The organism is Amycolatopsis sp. NBC_01307 (assembly GCF_035975215.1).
GTDB lineage: Bacteria > Actinomycetota > Actinomycetes > Mycobacteriales > Pseudonocardiaceae > Amycolatopsis.
In genome coordinates, this window is record NZ_CP108403.1 from 2,528,597 (window position 1) to 2,546,789 (window position 18,193).

The 18,193-nt window shown below is 73.0% G+C and carries 16 protein-coding genes and 1 pseudogene; 11 read left to right on the forward strand and 6 right to left on the reverse strand.

The window, feature by feature from the left end:
• Nucleotides 1-40: 40 nt before the first annotated feature.
• Together OG439_RS11125 and OG439_RS11130 are read left to right on the forward strand one after the other, a co-directional pair.
• The gene (locus tag OG439_RS11125; protein WP_442792299.1) at nt 41-985 is read left to right on the forward strand and encodes a shikimate dehydrogenase; all 945 of its coding nucleotides are present in this window, start codon (nt 41-43) and stop codon (nt 983-985) included.
• On the forward strand, nt 972-2,822 hold the full coding sequence (locus tag OG439_RS11130; protein ID WP_326949303.1) for a bifunctional sugar phosphate isomerase/epimerase/4-hydroxyphenylpyruvate dioxygenase family protein: 1,851 nt from the start codon (nt 972-974) through the stop codon (nt 2,820-2,822). Before OG439_RS11125 ends, OG439_RS11130 begins: the two co-directional genes overlap by 14 nt.
• Before the next feature lie 126 nt (nt 2,823-2,948).
• Here OG439_RS11130 and OG439_RS11135 read toward each other — a convergent pair.
• Nucleotides 2,949-3,973 (reverse strand): annotated as a pseudogene (locus OG439_RS11135) (LysR family transcriptional regulator).
• Between the two features lie 75 nt (nt 3,974-4,048).
• On the opposite strand from OG439_RS11135, the gene OG439_RS11140 reads away from it, so the two are divergent.
• The 6 genes from OG439_RS11140 to OG439_RS11165 all read left to right on the forward strand — a co-directional run bounded on the left by OG439_RS11140 (nt 4,049) and on the right by OG439_RS11165 (nt 11,744).
• A complete protein-coding gene (locus OG439_RS11140) occupies nt 4,049-4,666 on the forward strand; it encodes an NADPH-dependent F420 reductase (protein WP_326949304.1) in 618 nt (205 codons plus the stop codon).
• 34 nt (nt 4,667-4,700) lie between these two features.
• Nucleotides 4,701-5,642 (forward strand): SDR family oxidoreductase, encoded by a 942-nt coding sequence (locus OG439_RS11145; protein ID WP_326949305.1) that lies wholly within the window; start codon nt 4,701-4,703, stop codon nt 5,640-5,642.
• A gap of 15 nt (nt 5,643-5,657) precedes the next feature.
• The gene (locus tag OG439_RS11150; protein ID WP_326949306.1) at nt 5,658-6,320 is read left to right on the forward strand and encodes an NADPH-dependent F420 reductase; all 663 of its coding nucleotides are present in this window, start codon (nt 5,658-5,660) and stop codon (nt 6,318-6,320) included.
• Nucleotides 6,321-7,218: 898 nt separating this feature from the next.
• Nucleotides 7,219-8,550 carry a PepSY-associated TM helix domain-containing protein gene (locus OG439_RS11155; RefSeq protein WP_326949307.1) on the forward strand — a complete coding sequence of 444 codons (1,332 nt, stop codon included), beginning with the start codon at nt 7,219-7,221 and terminating at the stop codon, nt 8,548-8,550.
• Nucleotides 8,547-9,158: a DUF5134 domain-containing protein gene (locus tag OG439_RS11160; RefSeq protein ID WP_326949308.1), complete on the forward strand. Its 612-nt coding sequence runs from the start codon at nt 8,547-8,549 to the stop codon at nt 9,156-9,158. The genes OG439_RS11155 and OG439_RS11160 overlap by 4 nt, the downstream gene beginning before the upstream one ends.
• Nucleotides 9,159-9,239: 81 nt before the next feature.
• Nucleotides 9,240-11,744: a heavy metal translocating P-type ATPase gene (locus OG439_RS11165; protein WP_326949309.1), complete on the forward strand. Its 2,505-nt coding sequence runs from the start codon at nt 9,240-9,242 to the stop codon at nt 11,742-11,744.
• On the opposite strand, the gene OG439_RS11170 is transcribed toward OG439_RS11165, so the two are convergent.
• The gene (locus OG439_RS11170) at nt 11,725-11,952 is read right to left on the reverse strand and encodes a hypothetical protein (RefSeq protein ID WP_326949310.1); all 228 of its coding nucleotides are present in this window, start codon (nt 11,950-11,952) and stop codon (nt 11,725-11,727) included. The two genes, OG439_RS11165 and OG439_RS11170, sit on opposite strands and share 20 nt — an antisense overlap.
• A 69-nt stretch (nt 11,953-12,021) precedes the next feature.
• Nucleotides 12,022-12,759 carry a zf-HC2 domain-containing protein gene (locus OG439_RS11175; protein WP_326949311.1) on the reverse strand — a complete coding sequence of 246 codons (738 nt, stop codon included), beginning with the start codon at nt 12,757-12,759 and terminating at the stop codon, nt 12,022-12,024.
• 62 nt (nt 12,760-12,821) lie between these two features.
• On the opposite strand from OG439_RS11175, the gene OG439_RS11180 reads away from it, so the two are divergent.
• Complete coding sequence (locus OG439_RS11180; protein WP_326949312.1) at nt 12,822-13,394, forward strand: sigma-70 family RNA polymerase sigma factor; 573 nt, start codon at nt 12,822-12,824, stop codon at nt 13,392-13,394.
• A 21-nt stretch (nt 13,395-13,415) separates the two neighbouring features.
• Here OG439_RS11180 and OG439_RS11185 read toward each other — a convergent pair whose 3' ends face one another.
• Nucleotides 13,416-13,991: a sigma-70 family RNA polymerase sigma factor gene (locus tag OG439_RS11185; protein ID WP_326949313.1), complete on the reverse strand. Its 576-nt coding sequence runs from the start codon at nt 13,989-13,991 to the stop codon at nt 13,416-13,418.
• A gap of 128 nt (nt 13,992-14,119) precedes the next feature.
• Between OG439_RS11185 and OG439_RS11190 the strand changes: the two genes are divergently transcribed.
• Both OG439_RS11190 and OG439_RS11195 read left to right on the forward strand, forming a co-directional pair.
• On the forward strand, nt 14,120-14,326 hold the full coding sequence (locus OG439_RS11190; protein ID WP_326949314.1) for a heavy-metal-associated domain-containing protein: 207 nt from the start codon (nt 14,120-14,122) through the stop codon (nt 14,324-14,326).
• 125 nt (nt 14,327-14,451) lie between these two features.
• A complete protein-coding gene (locus OG439_RS11195) occupies nt 14,452-16,668 on the forward strand; it encodes a heavy metal translocating P-type ATPase (RefSeq protein WP_326951528.1) in 2,217 nt (738 codons plus the stop codon).
• A gap of 98 nt (nt 16,669-16,766) precedes the next feature.
• Here the strand turns inward: OG439_RS11195 and OG439_RS11200 are convergent, their stop codons facing one another.
• Together OG439_RS11200 and OG439_RS11205 are read right to left on the reverse strand one after the other, a co-directional pair.
• Complete coding sequence (locus tag OG439_RS11200) at nt 16,767-16,922, reverse strand: DUF6131 family protein (RefSeq protein WP_247051505.1); 156 nt, start codon at nt 16,920-16,922, stop codon at nt 16,767-16,769.
• Nucleotides 16,923-17,306: 384 nt separating this feature from the next.
• Nucleotides 17,307-18,128 (reverse strand): maleylpyruvate isomerase family mycothiol-dependent enzyme, encoded by an 822-nt coding sequence (locus tag OG439_RS11205; protein WP_326949315.1) that lies wholly within the window; start codon nt 18,126-18,128, stop codon nt 17,307-17,309.
• Nucleotides 18,129-18,193: the final 65 nt, after the last annotated feature.

Below are 18,193 nucleotides of genomic sequence, written 5' to 3' on the forward strand. Positions count from 1 at the left end.
CATGAGGTACAAATAACGTACTAGTTCGTACATTACGGGAGTGGTCGTGTTCTTGTCTTCGGCTGTCGAGGCGATCCGCGCCACCGCGTCGCGGGCGCGGCCGGGCACGGTGCTGACGGGGCTGATCGGCGCGGGCATCGGGCCGTCGCTGAGCCCGCCGCTGCACGAGACCGAGGCCCGCCGGCTCGGGCTGGAGCTGGTCTACGCGCGGTTCGACCTGGACGACCACGCGGTGCCGGCCACCGCCGTCGGTCCGCTGCTGGCCGCGGCCCGCGACGCCGGCTACCGCGGGCTCAACATCACCCACCCGTGCAAGCAGCTGGTGCTCGAGCACCTCGACGAGCTGTCCGCCGACGCCGCGGCCCTGGCGGCGGTCAACACCGTCGTCTTCCGGGACGGCCGGGCGATCGGGCACAACACCGACTGGTCCGGCTTCGCCCGCGCGCTCCGGACCGGGCTGCCGGACGTCGACCTCGGCACCGTCGTGGTGCTCGGCGCGGGCGGCGCCGGTGCCGCGGTGACCCACGGCCTGCTCACCGCCGGGGCGGAGCGCGTCCGGGTCTTCGACGTCGACGCCGGCCGCGCCGAAGCGCTCGCCGCCGCCCTCGCCGGCCGCTTCGGGGCCGACCGCGCGTCGGCGGGCACGGACCTCGCGACGGACGTCGCCGCCGCGGACGGCCTCGTGCACGCCACCCCGACCGGGATGGCCGCCCACCCCGGCCTGCCGCTTCCCGCCGGCCTGCTGCGTCCCGGCCTGTGGGTCGCGGAGGTGGTCTACCGGCCGCTCGAAACGGAGCTGGTCCGCACCGCCCGCGCCCTCGGCGCGCCGGTGCTCGAGGGTGGCCGGATGGCCGTGTTCCAGGCGGCGGAGGCGTTCACCCTGTTCACCGGCGCCGAGCCCGACGCCGGGCGGATGCTGCGTCACCTCGGCGTGCTGACCGGAGACACCCCACGTGAAAGGCAGCCCGCCGATGTCCTCGACTGACTCCCGCCGTTCGATCGCCACCGTCTGCCTCTCCGGGACGCTCGAAGACAAGCTGACCGCGGCCGCCCGGGCCGGGTTCGACGGCGTCGAGATCTTCGAGAACGACCTCGTCGCGTCGCCGTGGTCGGCGAAGGAGGTCGGCGAGCACTGCGCCGAGCTGGGTCTGTCGATCGACCTGTACCAGCCGTTCCGGGACTTCGAGGCGGTGTCGCCGCCCGTGCTCGCGCGGAACCTCCGGCGCGCGGAGCTGAAGTTCGACGTCATGGAGCAGCTGGGCACCGCCACCATGCTGGTCTGCTCGACGGTGTCGCCGGACGCGGTCGACGACGACGATCTCGCCGCCGAGCAGCTGCACCTGCTGGCCGAGCACGCCGCCGCGCGGGGCCTGCGGATCGCCTACGAAGCGCTGGCCTGGGGCCGGTTCGTCAACACCTACGAGCACTCCTGGCGGATCGTGCGCCGGGCCGCCCACCCCGCCCTGGGGTTGTGCCTCGACAGCTTCCACATCCTCTCGCGCGGCAGCGACCCGGCCGCGATCAGCACGATCCCCGGCGAGAAGCTGTTCTTCCTGCAGCTGGCCGACGCGCCGCGGCTGCAGATGGACGTGCTGCAGTGGAGCCGCCACCACCGGCTGTTTCCGGGCCAGGGCTCGTTCGACCTGACCGCCTTCACCGGGCACGTGCTCGCGGCCGGGTACCGCGGGCCGCTGTCGCTGGAGGTGTTCAACGACGTCTTCCGCCAGGCCGACCCGGCACCGGCCGCCGTCGACGCGATGCGCTCCCTGCTGGCCCTGCAGGAGAACCTCGGGGTCGCGGACCTGCCGCCCGCCCCGGCGCTGGCCGGGCACACGTTCGTCGAGCTGGCCGTCGACGACGTGTCGGCGCCGCGGGTGGCGGACGCGTTGCGCGGACTGGGTTTCGCGGAGACGGGCCGGCACCGGTCCAAGCCCGTCCGGTTGTGGCAGCAGGGCGACGCGCGGATCCTGCTCAACACCGACGGTTCGGGCCCCACCGGGAGCGCGTCGGTCGGCGCGGTCGCCGTCGAGAGCGCGGACCCGGTCGCCTCGGCCCGGCGCGCCCAGCGGCTGCGGGCGCCGATCCTGCCGCGCGACCACCGCGCGGACGAGGCGGACCTCTCGGCGATCGCCGCGCCGGACGGGACGTCGGTCTTCTTCTGCCGCACCGGCGCGGAAACCGGCGACAGCTGGCTCGGCGACTTCACGCTGTCCGACGCTCCCGGCCCGGGTGCCGGGGTGACCGGGATCGGCTACCTGGGCCTCACCCAGCCGTTCGACCACTTCGACGAGGCGACGTTGTTCTACCGCGCGGTGCTCGGCCTCGAGCCGGAGCCGGTGACGGAGTTCGCGGCGCCGTTCGGCCTCGTGCGCAGCCGCACGGTCACGGACCCGTCCGGCCGCGTCCGCATCGCCCTGGAGTCGGCGCTGCTGCGGCGAGGGGAGTGGGCACCGAGCGTACGGGAGCCCCAGCGAATCGCCCTGACCAGCGACGACGCGCTCGCGAGCGCCCGCCGGATGCGGGAACTCGGCGCGCCGCTGCTCGAGATCCCGGGCAACTACTACGACGACCTCGACGCCCGCCTGGCCCCGGACCCCGAGCTGCTCACGGCCCTGAGGCGGCAGTCGGTGCTCTACGACCGCGACGAGCATGGAGAGCTGCTGCACTTCTTCACGCTGGTGCTCGGTGGCCGGGTCTTCTTCGAGGTGGTGCAACGAATCGGCGGCTACGCGGGTGACGGCGCGGCGAACTCCCCGATCCGGATGGCCGCACACCGCGGCCAGCGGGCCGCGAGGGAGGGCGAGGCGTCCACAGAGGACTGACGTGGCTTTGGCTTCGTAGTACGGCGCTTGAGGTTGCCCCCGACCGGCAGCGATCCGGCCTCATCACGTCGAACGTGGTCAGCACCAGCCGCTGTACGCCGCAATGGCTGTTATCGGCCGGACTGCTCAATCGTGCTTTGCCGCGGCAGCGCCGCCGCGTTGCCACATGTCGTAGTTGCCGCACTCCGCCGTGATGTCGGCTGCCTCCTGGGCCGCGGCGAAGAAGTCGTCGACCACTGGCGAGGTGCGGGATGCCGCCACCGCGAGGCACACCTGTTCCGGTGCCAGATCCGGGATGGGCACGTAGCTGATGTCCGGGTGGGAGTAGAACACCGTCGCCGAGCGGGCCAGGAACGAGATGCCCCGGCCGGCCGCTACGTGCTCGAGGGTTTCGTCCACTCCGCGTACCACATAGCCGGCGTTGGGGTGGGGCGTCCGGTCGGCTGCGTGCTGGTGTCGGCGGGCCAGATCAGCGGCTCGCCGGCCAGGTCGGCTTCGGTGACTTCCTCCTTGCCGGCCAACCGATGGCCGGCGGGCAGTACCGCTACCCGGGGTTCGGTGTAGAGCGGGGCGACGCGCAAGCCTGCCTCGTCGATGGGCAGTCGTACGTAGGCGATGTCGATGCGGCCGTCGAGCAGCATCGGGGCCTGGTCGTCGCTCTCGATCCGTTGTACGTCAACGGGGACGTCCGGATGGCGGGCGGCGAACAGGTTCACCGCGGGGGCCGTCGCGACACCCGCCCGGAAGCCGACCATCAGCCGCCGGCTGCCCCGTGCGGCCACGGTCACCCGGTGGCGGGCCGCCTGCGCGGAGGCGAGCAGCGGGCCGGCGTCGGCCAGCAGCTGCCGGCCGGCGTCGGTCAGTGTGACGCCGTGGCTGTCCCGGGCCAGCAGTGCGGCACCGAGATCCTTCTCCAGCGCGCGGATCTGCCGGCTGAGCACCGGCTGGGCGATGTGCAGCTCATCGGCGGCGCGGCCGAAGTGCAGCTTGTCGGCGACGGCGACGAAGTAGCGCAGCTTGCGCAGGTCCAGATCCATGGAGCCTCCCGGTCCGGCGATGCCTCCAGGGTATCGCAGCAGCTGAAAGAGGTCTTGGACACGCACTCGGGCCGCTGGCAGCCTCGGGATCAGGACGCCGTTCAGGCACGTCATCCGGCGGCGTCGACGGCTCGACAGTGGACGACGACGGGACTGCGCGTCCTGTCCGGCTCCGGGAAGCAGCACATCATGAACAACATCAGCATCATCGGCCTGGGCGGCATGGCCCGCGCGATCGGCGCCCGCGCGGTCGAGAGCGGCCACACCGTCGAGGTCATCGGCCGCGACGCCGTCAAGGCCAAGGAGGTGGCCGCGGCCCTCGGCGCCACAGCGGGGACCTTCGGCGCCACCCCGGCCGGCGACCTCGTCATCCTCGCCGTGCCGCACGCCGGCGGCGTGCCCGTGGTCACCCAGTACGGGGACGCGCTGGCCGGCAAGGTCATCGTCGACATCTCCAACACGTTCGCCGGCCCCGACGACACCGTGCTGGTCACCCCCGAGGGCAGTTCCGCCGCGCAGGAGATCGCCGAGGCCGCCCCGGCGAGCGCGCACGTGGTCAAGGCGTTCAACACCGTCTTCGGGCACGTCCTGGCCAAGGGCGGCCCGCTGGACGTGCTCGTCGCCGGCGACGACGCGGGAGCCAAGGCGAGCGTGTCGGCGTTCGTCGAAAGCCTCGGGCTGCGGCCGCTGGACGCCGGCGGCCTGGCGATGGCGCACTGGCTGGAGGGCGCCGGCCTGCTGCTGATGGGCCTGGCCCGCAGCGGCGCGGGGTTCGACGTCGCGCTCGGCGTCACGATCCTCGGATAAGCGGAGCACAATCCCTTTAAGGAGCACCAAGAACATGCGCGTTTTCGTCACCGGCGGGACCGGCCACGCCGGCTCGTACCTCGTCCCGGACCTCATCGCCGCCGGGCACGAGGTCACCGGCCTGGCCCGATCGGACGCCGCCGCGGCGGCGTTGTCCGCACTCGGCGCGAAGGTGCGTCGCGGCAGCCTCGAGGACCTCGACGGGCTCAAGGAGGCGGCCGCCGGTTCCGACGGCGTCATCCACGTCGCGCACCGGCAGGACCTGCTGCCGGCCGGCGGGATGGACGCCGTGGCCGCCGCGGAGCTGCCGATCGTGCTCGCGTACGGCGAGGCCCTCGCGGGAACCGGAAAGCCGCTGGTCACGGCCGGGAGCATCGGCTCGCCCGGGAACGGCAGGACGCTGGACCGCCCGGCCACCGAGGACGACCCGGCCCTGCCGGCCGGCGACGAGCACAGGGGCACCCTGCGGGCTCGCAACGTCGTGGAAACCGCCGTGGCCGGCCTCGCCGAGCGGGGAGTGCGGTCCTCGGTCGTGCGGCTCCCCACCATCATGCACAGCACGACCGACGCGGGCTTCCTCACCGCACTGATCGCCGTCGCGAAGGAAAAGGGCTTCGCCGGCTACCCCGGAGACGGCGCGAACCGGTGGAACGCGGTGCACGTCCGCGACGCCGCGTCCGTGTTCCGTCTGGCGCTGGAGAAGGGCGCGGCCGGCCGGTACTGGCACGCCGTCGAGAGCGACGGCATCCCGTTCCGCGCGATCGCGGAGGCCATCGGCAGCCGTGTGGGTGTGCCCGCCGTGAGCATTCCGCTGGACGAGCTGATGCTGCCGGGCTATTTCGGGTTCCTCGCGGCCGTGGTCACGCTGGACCTGCCGGTGTCCAGCCGGATCACCCGTCGGACCCTCGGCTGGGAGCCCGGTCAGCCCGACCTGCTCGCCGATCTGGACAACGGCCACTACTTTCCCGCCAGCTGAAGGAAGGCGCCGACCATGACGACGGTGGGATTCATCGGAAGTGGCAACATCGGCAGCGCCGTCGCGCGGCTCGCGGTCGACGCCGGGCACCAGGTCGTGCTCAGCAACTCACGCGGTCCCGGAACGCTCGCGGACGCGGTCGCGGAGCTGGGGCCGCGGGCGTCCGCGGCGACGAGCGGGGAGGCAGCGGCGGCCGGCGACATCGTGGTGGTCACGGTGCCGGTCACGGCGTTCCCCGACTTGCCCGCCGCGGCACTGGCCGGGAAGACGGTCATCGACACGTGCAACTACGGCCCCGAGCGTGACGGGCACATCGCCGAGCTCGACAGCGGATCGCTGACCTCGAGCGAACTGTTGCTGCGGTACCTCCCGGACGCCCTGCTCGTGAAGGCGTTCAACAACATCTTCCACAAGCACCTGCGGGCACTCGCCCGGCCGGTGGGGGCGGCCGACCGCTCGTACCTGCCGATCGCCGGGAACTCCGCGAAGGCGAAGGTGACCGAGTTCGTCGAGTCCATCGGGTACGGCGTGGTGGACACGGGATCGCTGCCAGACGGCTGGCGACAAGCGACGGGCACGCCGGTATGGGGAACCCCGTACGGGCCGTTCTCGAACGAGAAAGGGTCGCCGGCCGGCGAGAACGCCATCCGCGCGGCACTGGCCGCCGCGACGCGGTAACGCCGACGCCGTACGGCAGTCACGTCAGTGTCGGCCGGATCGGCCGACTGGCCGGGAGACTCGGCCTCGCCATGGCTCCGCCGCTTGACCACACATCCCGGCAACCCCGGTCGCCGCGTCGGCTCGGATCGGTCGGATGGCCGGAAAGCTCGGCCTTGCCACGGCCCTGGCCGCCTAACCACACATCCCGGCAACCCCGGTCGCCGCGTCGGCCCGGATCGGCCGGCTGGTCGGAAAGCTCGGCCTTGCCACGGCCCTCGCTGCCTGACCACCAACCCGGCAACCCCGGTCGCCGCGTCGGCTCGGATCGGCCGACTGGCCCGAAAGCCCGGCCTCGCCACGGCTCCGCCGCCTGACCACCAACCCGGCCACCCCGGTCACCGTGCTGGCCACTCCGGTCGGCTTCGGCCGCCCACGGGAACCGCCGAGGCTTGCGTGGCTGTCGGGACTCGCGGGCGCTGCGGCTGGGGGTCGTGAGTGTTTAGGAGGGTTCTAACCCTCCTAAACACTCACGACCGGTACCGGCGTGGCGCGTGTGACTTCTGGTGCGGCGGGGTTGGCTTGCGGTGGCTTGGTGCCGGGCCCGCGTGACGCGGGCCGGCGGTGTCGGTAGCCGAACGCTGGTCCGGCTCGAACCCGACCTTCGGAACGTCTGTTCCGGCACCGGCGTGGCCCGCCGATCCAGCGCGAGTCGGTGGGAACCGTCCCGGCCCGGCAGCCGACTACTCCACGAGGACGACTGCGACGAGGTGACGGGTCGCTGCGGCGCGGGCATGAGCCGCTGCGACAGTCCACAGTGGACTGTCGATGATCCGGCGCAGTGAGGCGCGTCACAGTGTGGCCGGGAACCCCGGCCGCTCGGGACCCGACTGTTGACGTGGCGGCTGAAGGGAGCCCGATGTCCATCGAAGAGCGCGAAAAGCTCGTACCGGAGCCGGTTGCCGAGCCGCGGGCCGGCTGGGCGTCGATCCGGCCGCTGGTGCTGCGCCTGCACTTCTACGCGGGCGTCTTCATCAGCCCGTTCCTGCTCGTGGCCGCGGTCACCGGGCTGGCGTACGTCTGGGCACCGCAGGCGGAACAGGCCGTCTACGACCGGGAACTGCACGTTCCCGCGGCGCCGGGCGCCGTCCCGCTGGACCAGCAGGCCGCGGCGGCCCGGGCCCTCGTGCCGGACGGCACGCTGACCGGGGTGCGGCCCGGGATGACGCCGACCGACACGACCCAGGTGATCTTCGACCGGCCCGGCCTGGAAGCCAGCTACCACTGGACGGTGTTCGTCGACCCGCACACCGGTGACGTCCGCGGCCAGCTGGAGACCTACGGCTCGGGACAGGCGATGCCGTTGCGCAGCTGGATCGACGTCCTGCACCGCAGCCTCCACCTCGGCGACTTCGGCCGCCTGTACAGCGAACTGGCGGCCAGCTGGCTGTGGGTCGTCGCGCTGGCCGGGCTGGCGCTCTGGCTCGGCCGGCGTCGCCGCAAGCGCGCGTCGGCGCCGAGCCCCCGGGTCAAGCTGCTGACCTGGCACGGCCGCACCGGCCTGGTTCTCGCGATCGGGCTGCTGTTCCTGTCCGCCACCGGCCTGACGTGGTCGCAGTACGCCGGCGACAGCATCAGCGAACTGCGCTCGCAACTGGACTGGACCTCACCTTCGGTGTCGGCCACGGTCCCCGCGTCGAGCGGGCGTGACATCGGCTTCGACGGCGCCCGCGAGGCCACGCTGCGGGCCGGGCTGGCCGACCCGGTCGAGGTCCGCCCGCCGGCCGGGCCCGGCGAGGCCTACGTCGTGGCGCAGGTCGGCCGGAGCTGGCCGGTGCGGGCCGATTCGATGGCCGTCGACCCGGCGACCGGGACCGTCACCGACACCCTGCGGTTCGCGGACTACAACCTCGCGGCGAAGCTGAGCACGTGGGGGATCGACGCCCACATGGGCTTCCTCTTCGGGATCTGGAACCAGATCGCCTTGACGCTGCTGGCGGTCGCGCTGGTCGCCGTGATCGTCTGGGGCTACCGGATGTGGTGGCTGCGGCGGCCGACGCGCGGCGAGGCCCGGTTCGGCCGGCCGCCGGCGCGAGGGGCGTGGCGGCGGATCCCGGGACGGGTGCTGGCACCGGCGGTTGTCGTGGTCGCCGTCGTCGGCTACTACCTGCCGTTGTTCGGGTTGTCACTGCTGGGTTTCGTCGTCGTGGACGGCCTCCTGGAGCTGCGGCGGCGGAAGGTGGACGCATGATCACGGCGGAAGGCCTGCGCTGGATCCTGACGGTGTTGTTCGTGCTCACCGGGGCGTTCTGCGCCTACCGGTGCGCGCGGCAGGGGACCGCCGCGGAGCGGGTGGGCGACGTCCTCCACGTCGTCATGTGCGTGGCGATGGTCGTGATGGCGTGGCCGGCGGGCATGGGCTTCGCGCGGCTGCCGCAGACCGTCCTGTTCGGACTCGCGGCGGTGTGGTTCGCCGGTGTGGCGGTGACCGGTGCCGCGCACGCCGACCACGGCGGCCGCCGGGCGGCGGGCTACCACGTGGTGATGATGGCGGCCATGGCGTGGATGGTGTTCGTGATGCCGCGGGCGATGAGCGGTATGTCCGGCGGCGGGATGATGGACATGCCGGGGCATCCCGGGATGTCGATGCCCGTCGCCGGCTCCGGCGGCGGCACTCCGGTCGACGTGCGCGTCGTCGCGCTCGTGCTGCTGGCCGCGTTCGTGGTGGCGGGCCTGGTCTTCCTGTCCCGCGCGTTCGACGACGCGCGGGCGTCGGGGCCGCCCCTGCGGTTCCTGGGTCGCGGCGCCGACGGCGCGATGGCCCTCGGCATGGGCCTGATGCTGCTGACCATGGCGTGACGCGACCGTCCGAAGTGGACGTCCGAAGTGGGCTGGATCACAGTGCGGAACCCCGGGTGGTCTCCGGCCGACGTCTGAGGGGTGAAGACGTCCGGGTTCCGCGCCGTGGTCGTGACGGCGGTGGTGGCCGGGCTGGCGCTGCTGCTGTTCGTGGTCGCCACCGCGGGCGACGTGTACGGCCCGCTGGGCAACGCCGACCCGGGACCGCTGACGACCTACGGCTTCGCGGTGGTCCGGTTCGTGGCCGACGCCGCGGCCGCGGGAGCGTTCGGTGGCTTGGTGTTCGCCGCGTTCGTCGCGCCTGGACGACAGGGCGGGGCCCTGTCGGCCGACGCCTTCGCGGCCTCCCGGTTCGCCGCGGGCTGTGCCGCGTGCTGGCTGGCGGCGGCCGTGGTCGCCGTGCCGTTCTCGGCGGCGGTTGCGGCGGGGCTGCCGGTCGCGCGGGTGCTGCGGCCCGAGGTGTTCCTGCCGACGCTGAGCGCCACCGAGGAACCGAAGGCCTGGCTCTGCGTCGCGGTCGCGGCGGCGGTGGCGACCGCGCTGGCCTGGCCCGCGATGGCCTGGCGCACCGTCGTCGCGGCCGCCGTGGTCGCCGCCGCCGGGCTGCTCCCGCTGGTCGCCGTCGGGCACGTGTCGGTCGTCGCGGCGGTGCTGGCCGTGCCGCTGGGCAACCTCTCCATCACCCTGGCCCTGGTCCCGTCGCTCCGGTTCCCCGGCTGGCAGCTGCTCTGCCTCGGCCTCGCGGTGCCGGTGGTGTTCTGGGCGGCGCTGCCGTTCCACCGGGCGGCGTTGCGCAACCTGCGGCACCGATCGTCCAGTATGGACACGCTGGTGTCGCTCGGTGTCCTGGCTTCCTTCACGTGGTCGGCGTGGGCGACCTTGGCCGGCGGCCACGACCCCGGCTACTGGGTGGGGTTCGGGCCGACCGCGGCCGGCGCGGACGCGATCTACCTCGACGTCGCCGCCGGGGTGACGACCTTCCTGCTGGCCGGCCGCTACTTCGAGAGCCGGTCACGTCGAAGCGCCGCCGGGCTGCTGGCCGCCCTGGACGCGCTCGCCGCGAAAGACGTGCGGGTGCTGCGCGACGGCGTCGAGCGGATGGTGCCGGTGGGGGAGCTGGCCGTCGGCGACCTGTTCGTGGTGAAGCCGGGGGAGGCGCTCGCCGCCGACGGCGTGGTCGACAGTGGACGGTCCACTGTGGACGTCAGCGCGGTGACCGGCGAGCCGGTGCCCGCGGAGGCCGGGCCGGGTGACCGGGTGATCGGCGCGTCGGTGAACCGGGACGGCCGCCTGGTCGTGCGCGCCACGGCCGTCGGCGCCCACACCCAGCTCGCGCAGATGACCGCGCTCGCCGAGCGGGCCCAGGCGCGCAAGGCGTCGGTGCAGCGGCTGGTGGACCGGATCTGCGCGGTGTTCGTGCCGGTCGTGCTCGTGCTGTCGCTGCTCACCCTCGGCGGGTGGCTGCTCACCGGGCACCCGGTGCGCGACGCGTTCACCGCGGCCGTGTCGGTGCTGATCATCGCCTGCCCGTGCGCGCTGGGCCTGGCGACGCCGACCGCGCTGATGGCCGGGGTCGGCCGCGGTGTTCAGCTGGGCATCCTCATCAAGGGCCCGGACGCGCTGGAGGCCAGCCGGCGGATCGACACCGTCGTGCTCGACAAGACCGGCACCGTGACCACCGGCCGGATGACCGTCACCGGCGTCCACCCGGCGCCCGGCCGCAGCCGCGGCGACCTGCTGTGGTTCGCCGGCGCGACCGAAGCCGGCTCCGAGCACGCCATCGCCGCGGCCGTCGTGACGGCGGCGCGCGCGGAACTCGCCGATCTTCCCGACGTCACCGGGTTCACGGCGCTGCCCGGGCTGGGCGCCCAGGGCACAGTGGACGGTTGTGTGGTCCTGGCCGGCAGCCCGAAGCTGTTCGCCGAACGCGCCGTCGTCCTCGACGCCGAGTTCGAGGCGCACGTCGACGCCGCACACCAGGCCGGCACGGTGCCGGTGCTCGTCGCCGTCGACGGCGAGGTCGCCGGGCTGCTCGTGGTCCGCGACGTCGTGAAGCCCTCGGCCGCGGCGGCCGTGACCGCGCTGCGCGAGCTGGGCCTGCGGACCGTGCTGCTCACCGGCGACCACGAGATCCCGGCGCGGGCCGTCGGCGCCGAGATCGGCGTCGACGAGGTCCGGGCGAGCGTGCTGCCGGCCGGCAAGGCCCGTGTGGTCGAGGAGCTGCGCGGGGCGGGCGCCCGGGTCGCCGTGGTCGGCGACGGCGTCAACGACGGCCCGGCGCTCGCGACCGCCGACCTCGGCATGGCCATGGCCCACGGCAGCGACATCGCGCTGCGCTCGGCCGACGTGGTCCTCGTGCGGGAGGACCTGCGGGTCGTCCCGGACGCCATCCGGCTCGCCGACCACACGCTGCGGACGATCCGCGGCAATCTCGTGTGGGCCTTCGGCTACAACGTGGCCGCGCTCCCGCTGGCCGCACTCGGCCTGCTCAACCCCTTGATCGCCGGCGCCGCGATGTCGCTGTCGTCGGTCCTGGTGGTCTCCAACAGCCTGCGGCTGCGATCGTTCAGCCGGCCGACGGGGTGAGGACCTTGTCCAGCACTCCGGCCTTGACGTCGGCGACGAGTACCTCGAGCTGCTCGAGGCTCATCTCGATCCGCTGGCCGAAGTCGTCGGTGATGACGATCGCGCGCTCCGGCGGAGCGCCTTCGGCCACGTACAGCTCCGGGCAGCCGCAGTTGCACTGGCCGCAGAAGGTCGCGATGTGACGCAGGTCGTCAGGCCGTGAGGTCATCGTCGGCTCCTCGGGAGTTGAGTGGCTCCGAGGTAGTCGTCCGGTGGGGCGGGCTGGTTCCCGCGATCGTCAAGCCGCGCGGCGACGGCTGGCCGGCAGGTGCGGGAACCGGCGGCGCCGGGCCGGGCCGCCGTCCTCGGCGCGGGGTTCCCAGCCGAGCGTGACGTCGTCGTGTGCCGCGGGCTCGACGCGGGCGCCCGTGCCCGGCGTCGACGTGCGGCGGTGCTGGCGGCGGACGCCGTAGAGGAGCCCGACCCCGGCCACGAGCAGGCCGTGGGACAGCACCCGGGACACGGTCACGTCGCCGTCGAAGAGGTCGATGCCCGACACGAGACCGAGGACGGCCACGAACCCGGCCAGCGCGGGCAGCAGCCCCGACGCCGTCGCCGGGCGCAGCGCCGCCCAGAGCAGGCCGAAGCCCATCGCGAGGTTCCAGGCCGCGCTCTCGTTGCCGAGGTGCACCGCCATCGCCATCATCCCGCCGTGTCCGGCGTGGCCGACGTCCGCGCCGAGGAGCTCGGCGAACCCGAGGCCGCTCTGGACGAGCGCGACGAGGGCCAGCGCGATCCGCAGGCCCCAGCGCTGGGCCGAGGGGGCCGGGACCTCGGTGAGGATGCGCTCGGTCAGGTCGGGCACCTGCGGTGCCTCGCGGACCAGCAGCAGCCGCCGCAGCCGCACGGCGTCGTCGTGCCACGCCCGGCAGTGCGGGCAGCCCGCGAGGTGGCGGTCCACCACCGCGTCCGGCAGCGAACCCGCTTCACCGTCGATCCGGGCCGAGAGCGCTTCGCGGAAGTCGGAGCAGTTCACCTCCACATAGTCGCGCGGAGACCCGTCGGAGTTCCCGGGGGTGTGGGTTACGGTGTCGTTCCGTGAACTCCAGCCGGGATCGTGACGACGAACGGATCACCGCGCTCGCCCTCGCCGCGGCGCGCGGTGACCAGCGCGCCTACGCGGACTGGGTGCGCTCGACCCAGGCCGACGTCTGGCGGTTCGTGGCCCACCTGACCGACTCGGTGATCGCCGACGACCTGACGCAGGAAACGTACGCCCGCGCGGTGACCTCGCTCACCCGGTTCGCCGGGCGGTCGTCGTCACGCACCTGGCTGCTGTCGATCGCCCGCCGGGCCGTGGTCGACCACTTCCGGGCGCGCTCGGCGCGACCGCGGCTGTCCGGTCAGGACTGGACGGCGGCCGCGGAAGAACAGTCCGCCCGCAGCCGGGCGGACTCCGCCGGGTTCGAAGAGGTCGTCGAGGTCGGGCTGTTGTTGCGGGACCTGGACGGCGAGCGGCGCGAGGCGCTCGTGCTGACCCAGCTGCTCGGCTACACCTACGCCGAGGCCGCCGAGATCTGCGGCTGCCCGATCGGGACCGTGCGCTCCCGCGTCGCCCGGGCCCGCGAGGACCTGCTGACCGCGCGCGACGAGCGCGGCAACGTCATCTGACCGAGTCCACAGTGGACTCGGTCAGCTGACCGCCGGATAGCCCGGCCGGACTCCGGCCATGGCCGCCAAAAGGTCTTCCCTCGCCCTGGCGACCCGGGAGCGGATCGTTCCCACGGGACACCCGCAGACTTCCGCGGCGTCCGCATAGGACAGTCCCAGCGTCTGTGTCAGCACGAACGCGTCGCGCCGGTCGACGTCGAGGGCCTGGACCAGCTGGTCGAGCACGACCTGCTCGTCGAACCGCGCCGCGCGGGACGGCTCGGTGCGCTCCGCCGCGGCCTCCCAGTCGGTCACCGACGAGCGCCGTGGCCGGGCCTGCAGCGCGCGGATGTGGTCGGCGACCGTCCGCCGCGCGATGGACAGCAGCCAGGTCCGGGCCGAGGAGTCGCCCTTGAACCGGTGCAGGCTGCCCAGTGCCCGCAGGTAGGTCTCCTGGCTCAGGTCGTCCGCGGACTGCGCGTCGCAGAGCCCGGCGACGAACCGCCAGACGAAGGGCTGGGTGGCGCGGAGGAACTGCTCGAGAGCCGGGCCGTCGCCGTGGCCGGCGAGCAGGGCCCACCGCGTGATGTCGGCGTCGTTCGCGCGTTCTGGCCTCACACCCGCTACTACGTCGCCCACGCCGATCCGGTTGAAAACGATCTTGAAGAAAACCGGCGGGAACCAAACGCTTCCCGCACCCGACCTTCCCGCCACGACACGGCCGTGGGCCGGGAAGGTGGACGACGATGACCCAGACGACGTACGCGGTGACCGGGATGACCTGCGGGCACTGCGCCAGTTCGGTCCGCGAGGAGCTCGGCGAGCTGTCCGGCGTCCGCGAGGTCGACGTCGACCTCGGCACCGGCAACGTCCTGGTCACCAGCGAGACGGCCCTCGAGCTCGGGCAGGTCGAGCAGGCGGTCCGGGTCGCGGGCTACCAGCTCGTCCGATGACCACCGGAGGCCGTCCCGCCGACCCCGTCACCGCCCCCATCCGGGCCCTCGGCCGCGTCGACGTCCGCGCCGCGGTGGTCCCGCCCGCGCCGGCCGGTGCGGAGTTCGAGCTGGTGGTCGGCGGCATGACCTGCGGGTCGTGCGCCGCGCGGATCGAGCGGAAGCTCAACCGGCTCGACGGCGTCGAGGCGAGTGTCAACTACGCGACGGAGAAGGCGCTCGTGCGGGTGCCGCCGTCGATGACGGTCGACGACGTGATCCAGGCGGTCGAAGCGGCCGGTTACACCGCCGCGCCGCCCGCACCGCCGCAGCCCGCGGAAACTGCACCCGAGCCGTTGCCGGCCGACGCGTTGCGCCGCCGGCTGCAGCTGTCGGCGTCGCTGGCCGCGCCGGTGATCCTGCTGGCGATGGTGCCCGTGCTGCAGTTCCCGGCCTGGCAATGGGTTTCCCTCGTCCTGGCGTCCCCGGTGGTGCTCTGGGGCGCGTGGCCGTTGCACCGCGCGGCCTGGACGAACCTGCGCCACGCCACCGCGACCATGGACACGCTGGTGTCGATGGGTGTCGCCGCGGCGTACCTCTGGTCGCTCTACGCGTTGTTCTTCGGCGGCGCCGGGGTCATCGGCATGCGCCACGAGTTCGCGCTCACCCTCTACACCGACCACGACGTCGACGGCATCTACTTCGAGGTCGCCACCGGCGTCACGCTGTTCATCCTGGCGGGCCGCTACTTCGAGTCGCGGTCACGACGGCGGGCCGGGGCGGCGCTGCGGGCGCTGCTCGACCTCGGCGCCAAGTCCGTCTCCGTGCTGCGCGACGGGCGCGAGGAGCGCGTCCCGGTCGACCGGCTGCGCGTCGGCGACCACTTCGTGGTCCGGCCGGGGGAGAAGATCGCGACCGACGGCGTGGTCGTCGACGGCGCGTCCGCGGTCGACCTCAGCCTGGTCACCGGGGAAGCCGTCCCGGTCGAGGTCGGCGTCGGTGCCGACGTGGTCGGTGCGACGGTCAGCATGAGCGGACGGCTCGTCGTGCGGGCCACCCGCGTCGGCACCGAAACGCGGCTCGCGCGCATCGCCGCGATGGTGGAACGCGCGCAGAGCGGCAAGGCCGGCGTGCAGCGGCTCGCCGACCGCGTGTCCGCGGTGTTCGTGCCGATCGTGATGGGTCTTTCCGTGGCCACGCTGGGATTCTGGCTCGTGTCCGGCGCCGGGACCGGGATCGCGTTCACCGCCGCGGTCGCCGTGCTGATCATCGCCTGCCCGTGTGCGTTGGGGCTGGCGACGCCGACGGCGCTGCTGGTGGGCACCGGCCGCGGCGCCCAGCTCGGGGTGCTGGTCAAGGGCCCGGAGATGCTGGAGTCGACGCGGCGGGTCGACACCGTCGTGCTCGACAAGACCGGCACGGTGACCACCGGCAAGATGACCCTGGCCGCCGTGAAGACCGTCGACGGCGTGCCGCAGGATCTGGCGCTGCAGCTGGCCGGGGCGCTGGAAAGCGCGTCGGAGCACCCGATCGCGGTCGCGGTCACCGAAGCGGCCCGCCGTCGCTTCGGCGACGTCGGCCAGGTGCGGGAGTTCCGGGCCGTCGCGGGGTACGGCGTGCTCGGGCGGGTGGACGGCCACCGCGTCGTCGTCGGCCGGCCCGAGCTGCTGCAGAAGATGTCGGTGCGGGTGCCGTCGGCGCTGTTCAAGGTGAAGCAGCGGGCCGAACGGGCCGGGAACACCGCGGTCCTGCTGGCCTGGGACGGTTTCGCGCACGCGGTGCTGGTGGTGGCCGACACGGTCAAGCCGACGTCGGCTCCGGCGGTCTTCCAGCTGCGCCGCCTCGGCCTGACGCCGGTGCTGCTGACCGGCGACAACGAGGCCGTCGCGCAGGCGATCGGCCAGGAGGCCGGGATCACCGAGGTGATCGCCGGGGTGTCGCCGGAGCAGAAGGTCGAGGTGATCGCGGACCTGAAGGCGCAGGGCCGGGTCGTCGCGATGATCGGCGACGGCGTGAACGACGCCGCCGCGCTCGCCACAGCGGATCTCGGGCTGGCGATCGGCACCGGCACGGACGCGGCGATCGAGGCCGCGGACCTGACGTTGGTCCGCGGCGACCTGATGGCCGCGGTCGACGCGATCCGGCTGTCCCGCCGCACGCTGGCTACGATCAAGGCGAACCTGTTCTGGGCCCTGGCCTACAACGTGGCGGCGCTGCCGCTGGCGGCGGCGGGCCTGCTGAACCCGATGATCGCGGGTGCGGTGATGGCCGCGTCGAGCTGCCTGGTCGTGTCGAACAGCCTGCGCCTGACGCGGTTCCAGGGCACCGCGGTGGGGCCACCGGTACCCGATCCGAGGGCGTGACGCGGTCCGCTTCGGCGTTCGGGGCCGGGAGCAGCAGCTCCCGGCCCCGCGTCAGTGCGTGCCGGACGCGGACCGCCGGTCCTCACCGGAGGATCCGCTCAGTACCAGTGCCCGCGGCCGCCGACCTTGCGTCCGGTTCCACCCAGGACGGCGAGGATGACGCCGGCGACGGCCAGCACGATGCCGATCGTGTACAGCACGGGAATGCCGATGAGAAAGCCGAGGACGATCAGGATGACGCCGAGGATGATCACGGTCGGGAAGCTCCTTCTGCTCACGGAGGGCCGGGCACCGGGATGTGGTGGCCGCTCGCCCGGGCCCGGAGTGCCCAGGGATCTCCGCGGTCAAACACACGTCTTCATCCCATCGGTCCACGGGGGACAGGCTGGCAGGACGGACCTGAAGCACGACAAGACCCAGGCCGCGGCGGAGTTCGGCTCGGTGTACCTGTGCACTGTCTTCCCGTACCAGTTGCGGTGGAACCTGTACGAGGTCACCCCGAAGCCGATCTCCGAACTCGAGATCGCCAGGAAGAAGGGCGACGTCTCTACGTCCTGCGCAACGTCACGATCGAGGCGCTCACCGACCAGCAGGGCATTCGCCGGCGTTTCTGGCAGCACGTCCGCCGCACCGTGCGGCTATTCCGACACGTGGGCGGTGTGCTTCAGCCAGTGCTCGGCCAGCGCGACCTTGCCCTCGGTGATGACGTAGCCGGCCTTCTTGCCCGTCAGGGGAATCCGGCGTGTCATGACGAACAGCAGCGACTTCGCCTGACCGCTGACGGTCACGTCGGCCGTGCCGTTGCGGTCCCAGCGCGTGCCCTCGGCGTAGCGCTCGACGTACCACTCGCCGGAGTTGCCGAGGCCGGGTTCGTCGGTGGCGTGCCAGTGCAGGACCTCGCCGCCACCGCGGATCGCCTTCGCCGACACCGGGCTCTGCTGCTCCCACGTCGGCGAGGTGAGCATGGCCAGGTGGTTGGTGATGAGATCCGCGGCGGTGGCGGCGTCGAGGTCGTAGTCGAGGTCGTAGTCGTCGCCCGCGGCCGCGGCCGCGTCGTAACCGTGGATGACGGCCTCGTTGAGCAGGCTGTGCAGCCAGAACTCCGCGCCGGTCCGCTTGTCGTCGGCGGCGTTGAACACCGAGTCCGCCAGCGCTTCGTCGGAGCAGGCCGCGACGGCGCGGGCGGCGGCGTCGGACAGCCAGTCCTGCCACTCCGCGACCTTGGGTGCCTTGGGCTTCTCGGCGCCGGGCAGCTCGGTCGGGTCGCTGACCCGGCGCTCGACGAGCTCGGACACCCAGTGCAGCGTCTGGCCGACGTGCTGGACCAGGTCTTTCACCGTCCAGTCCGGGCAGGTCGGCACCGAAGTCCTGGCACCGGCCGTGACAGCGGATTTCGCCAGCCGCAGCACGTGGTCCTCGAGTGCCAGCCGGCAGCGTTCCGCGTTCAGCTCGGGAATCATGTGTTCGCCCTTCCGTGCTCCATCAGCTCGAGTTCACGGCTCGCCCGCTCCGGGGATCGCCGAAC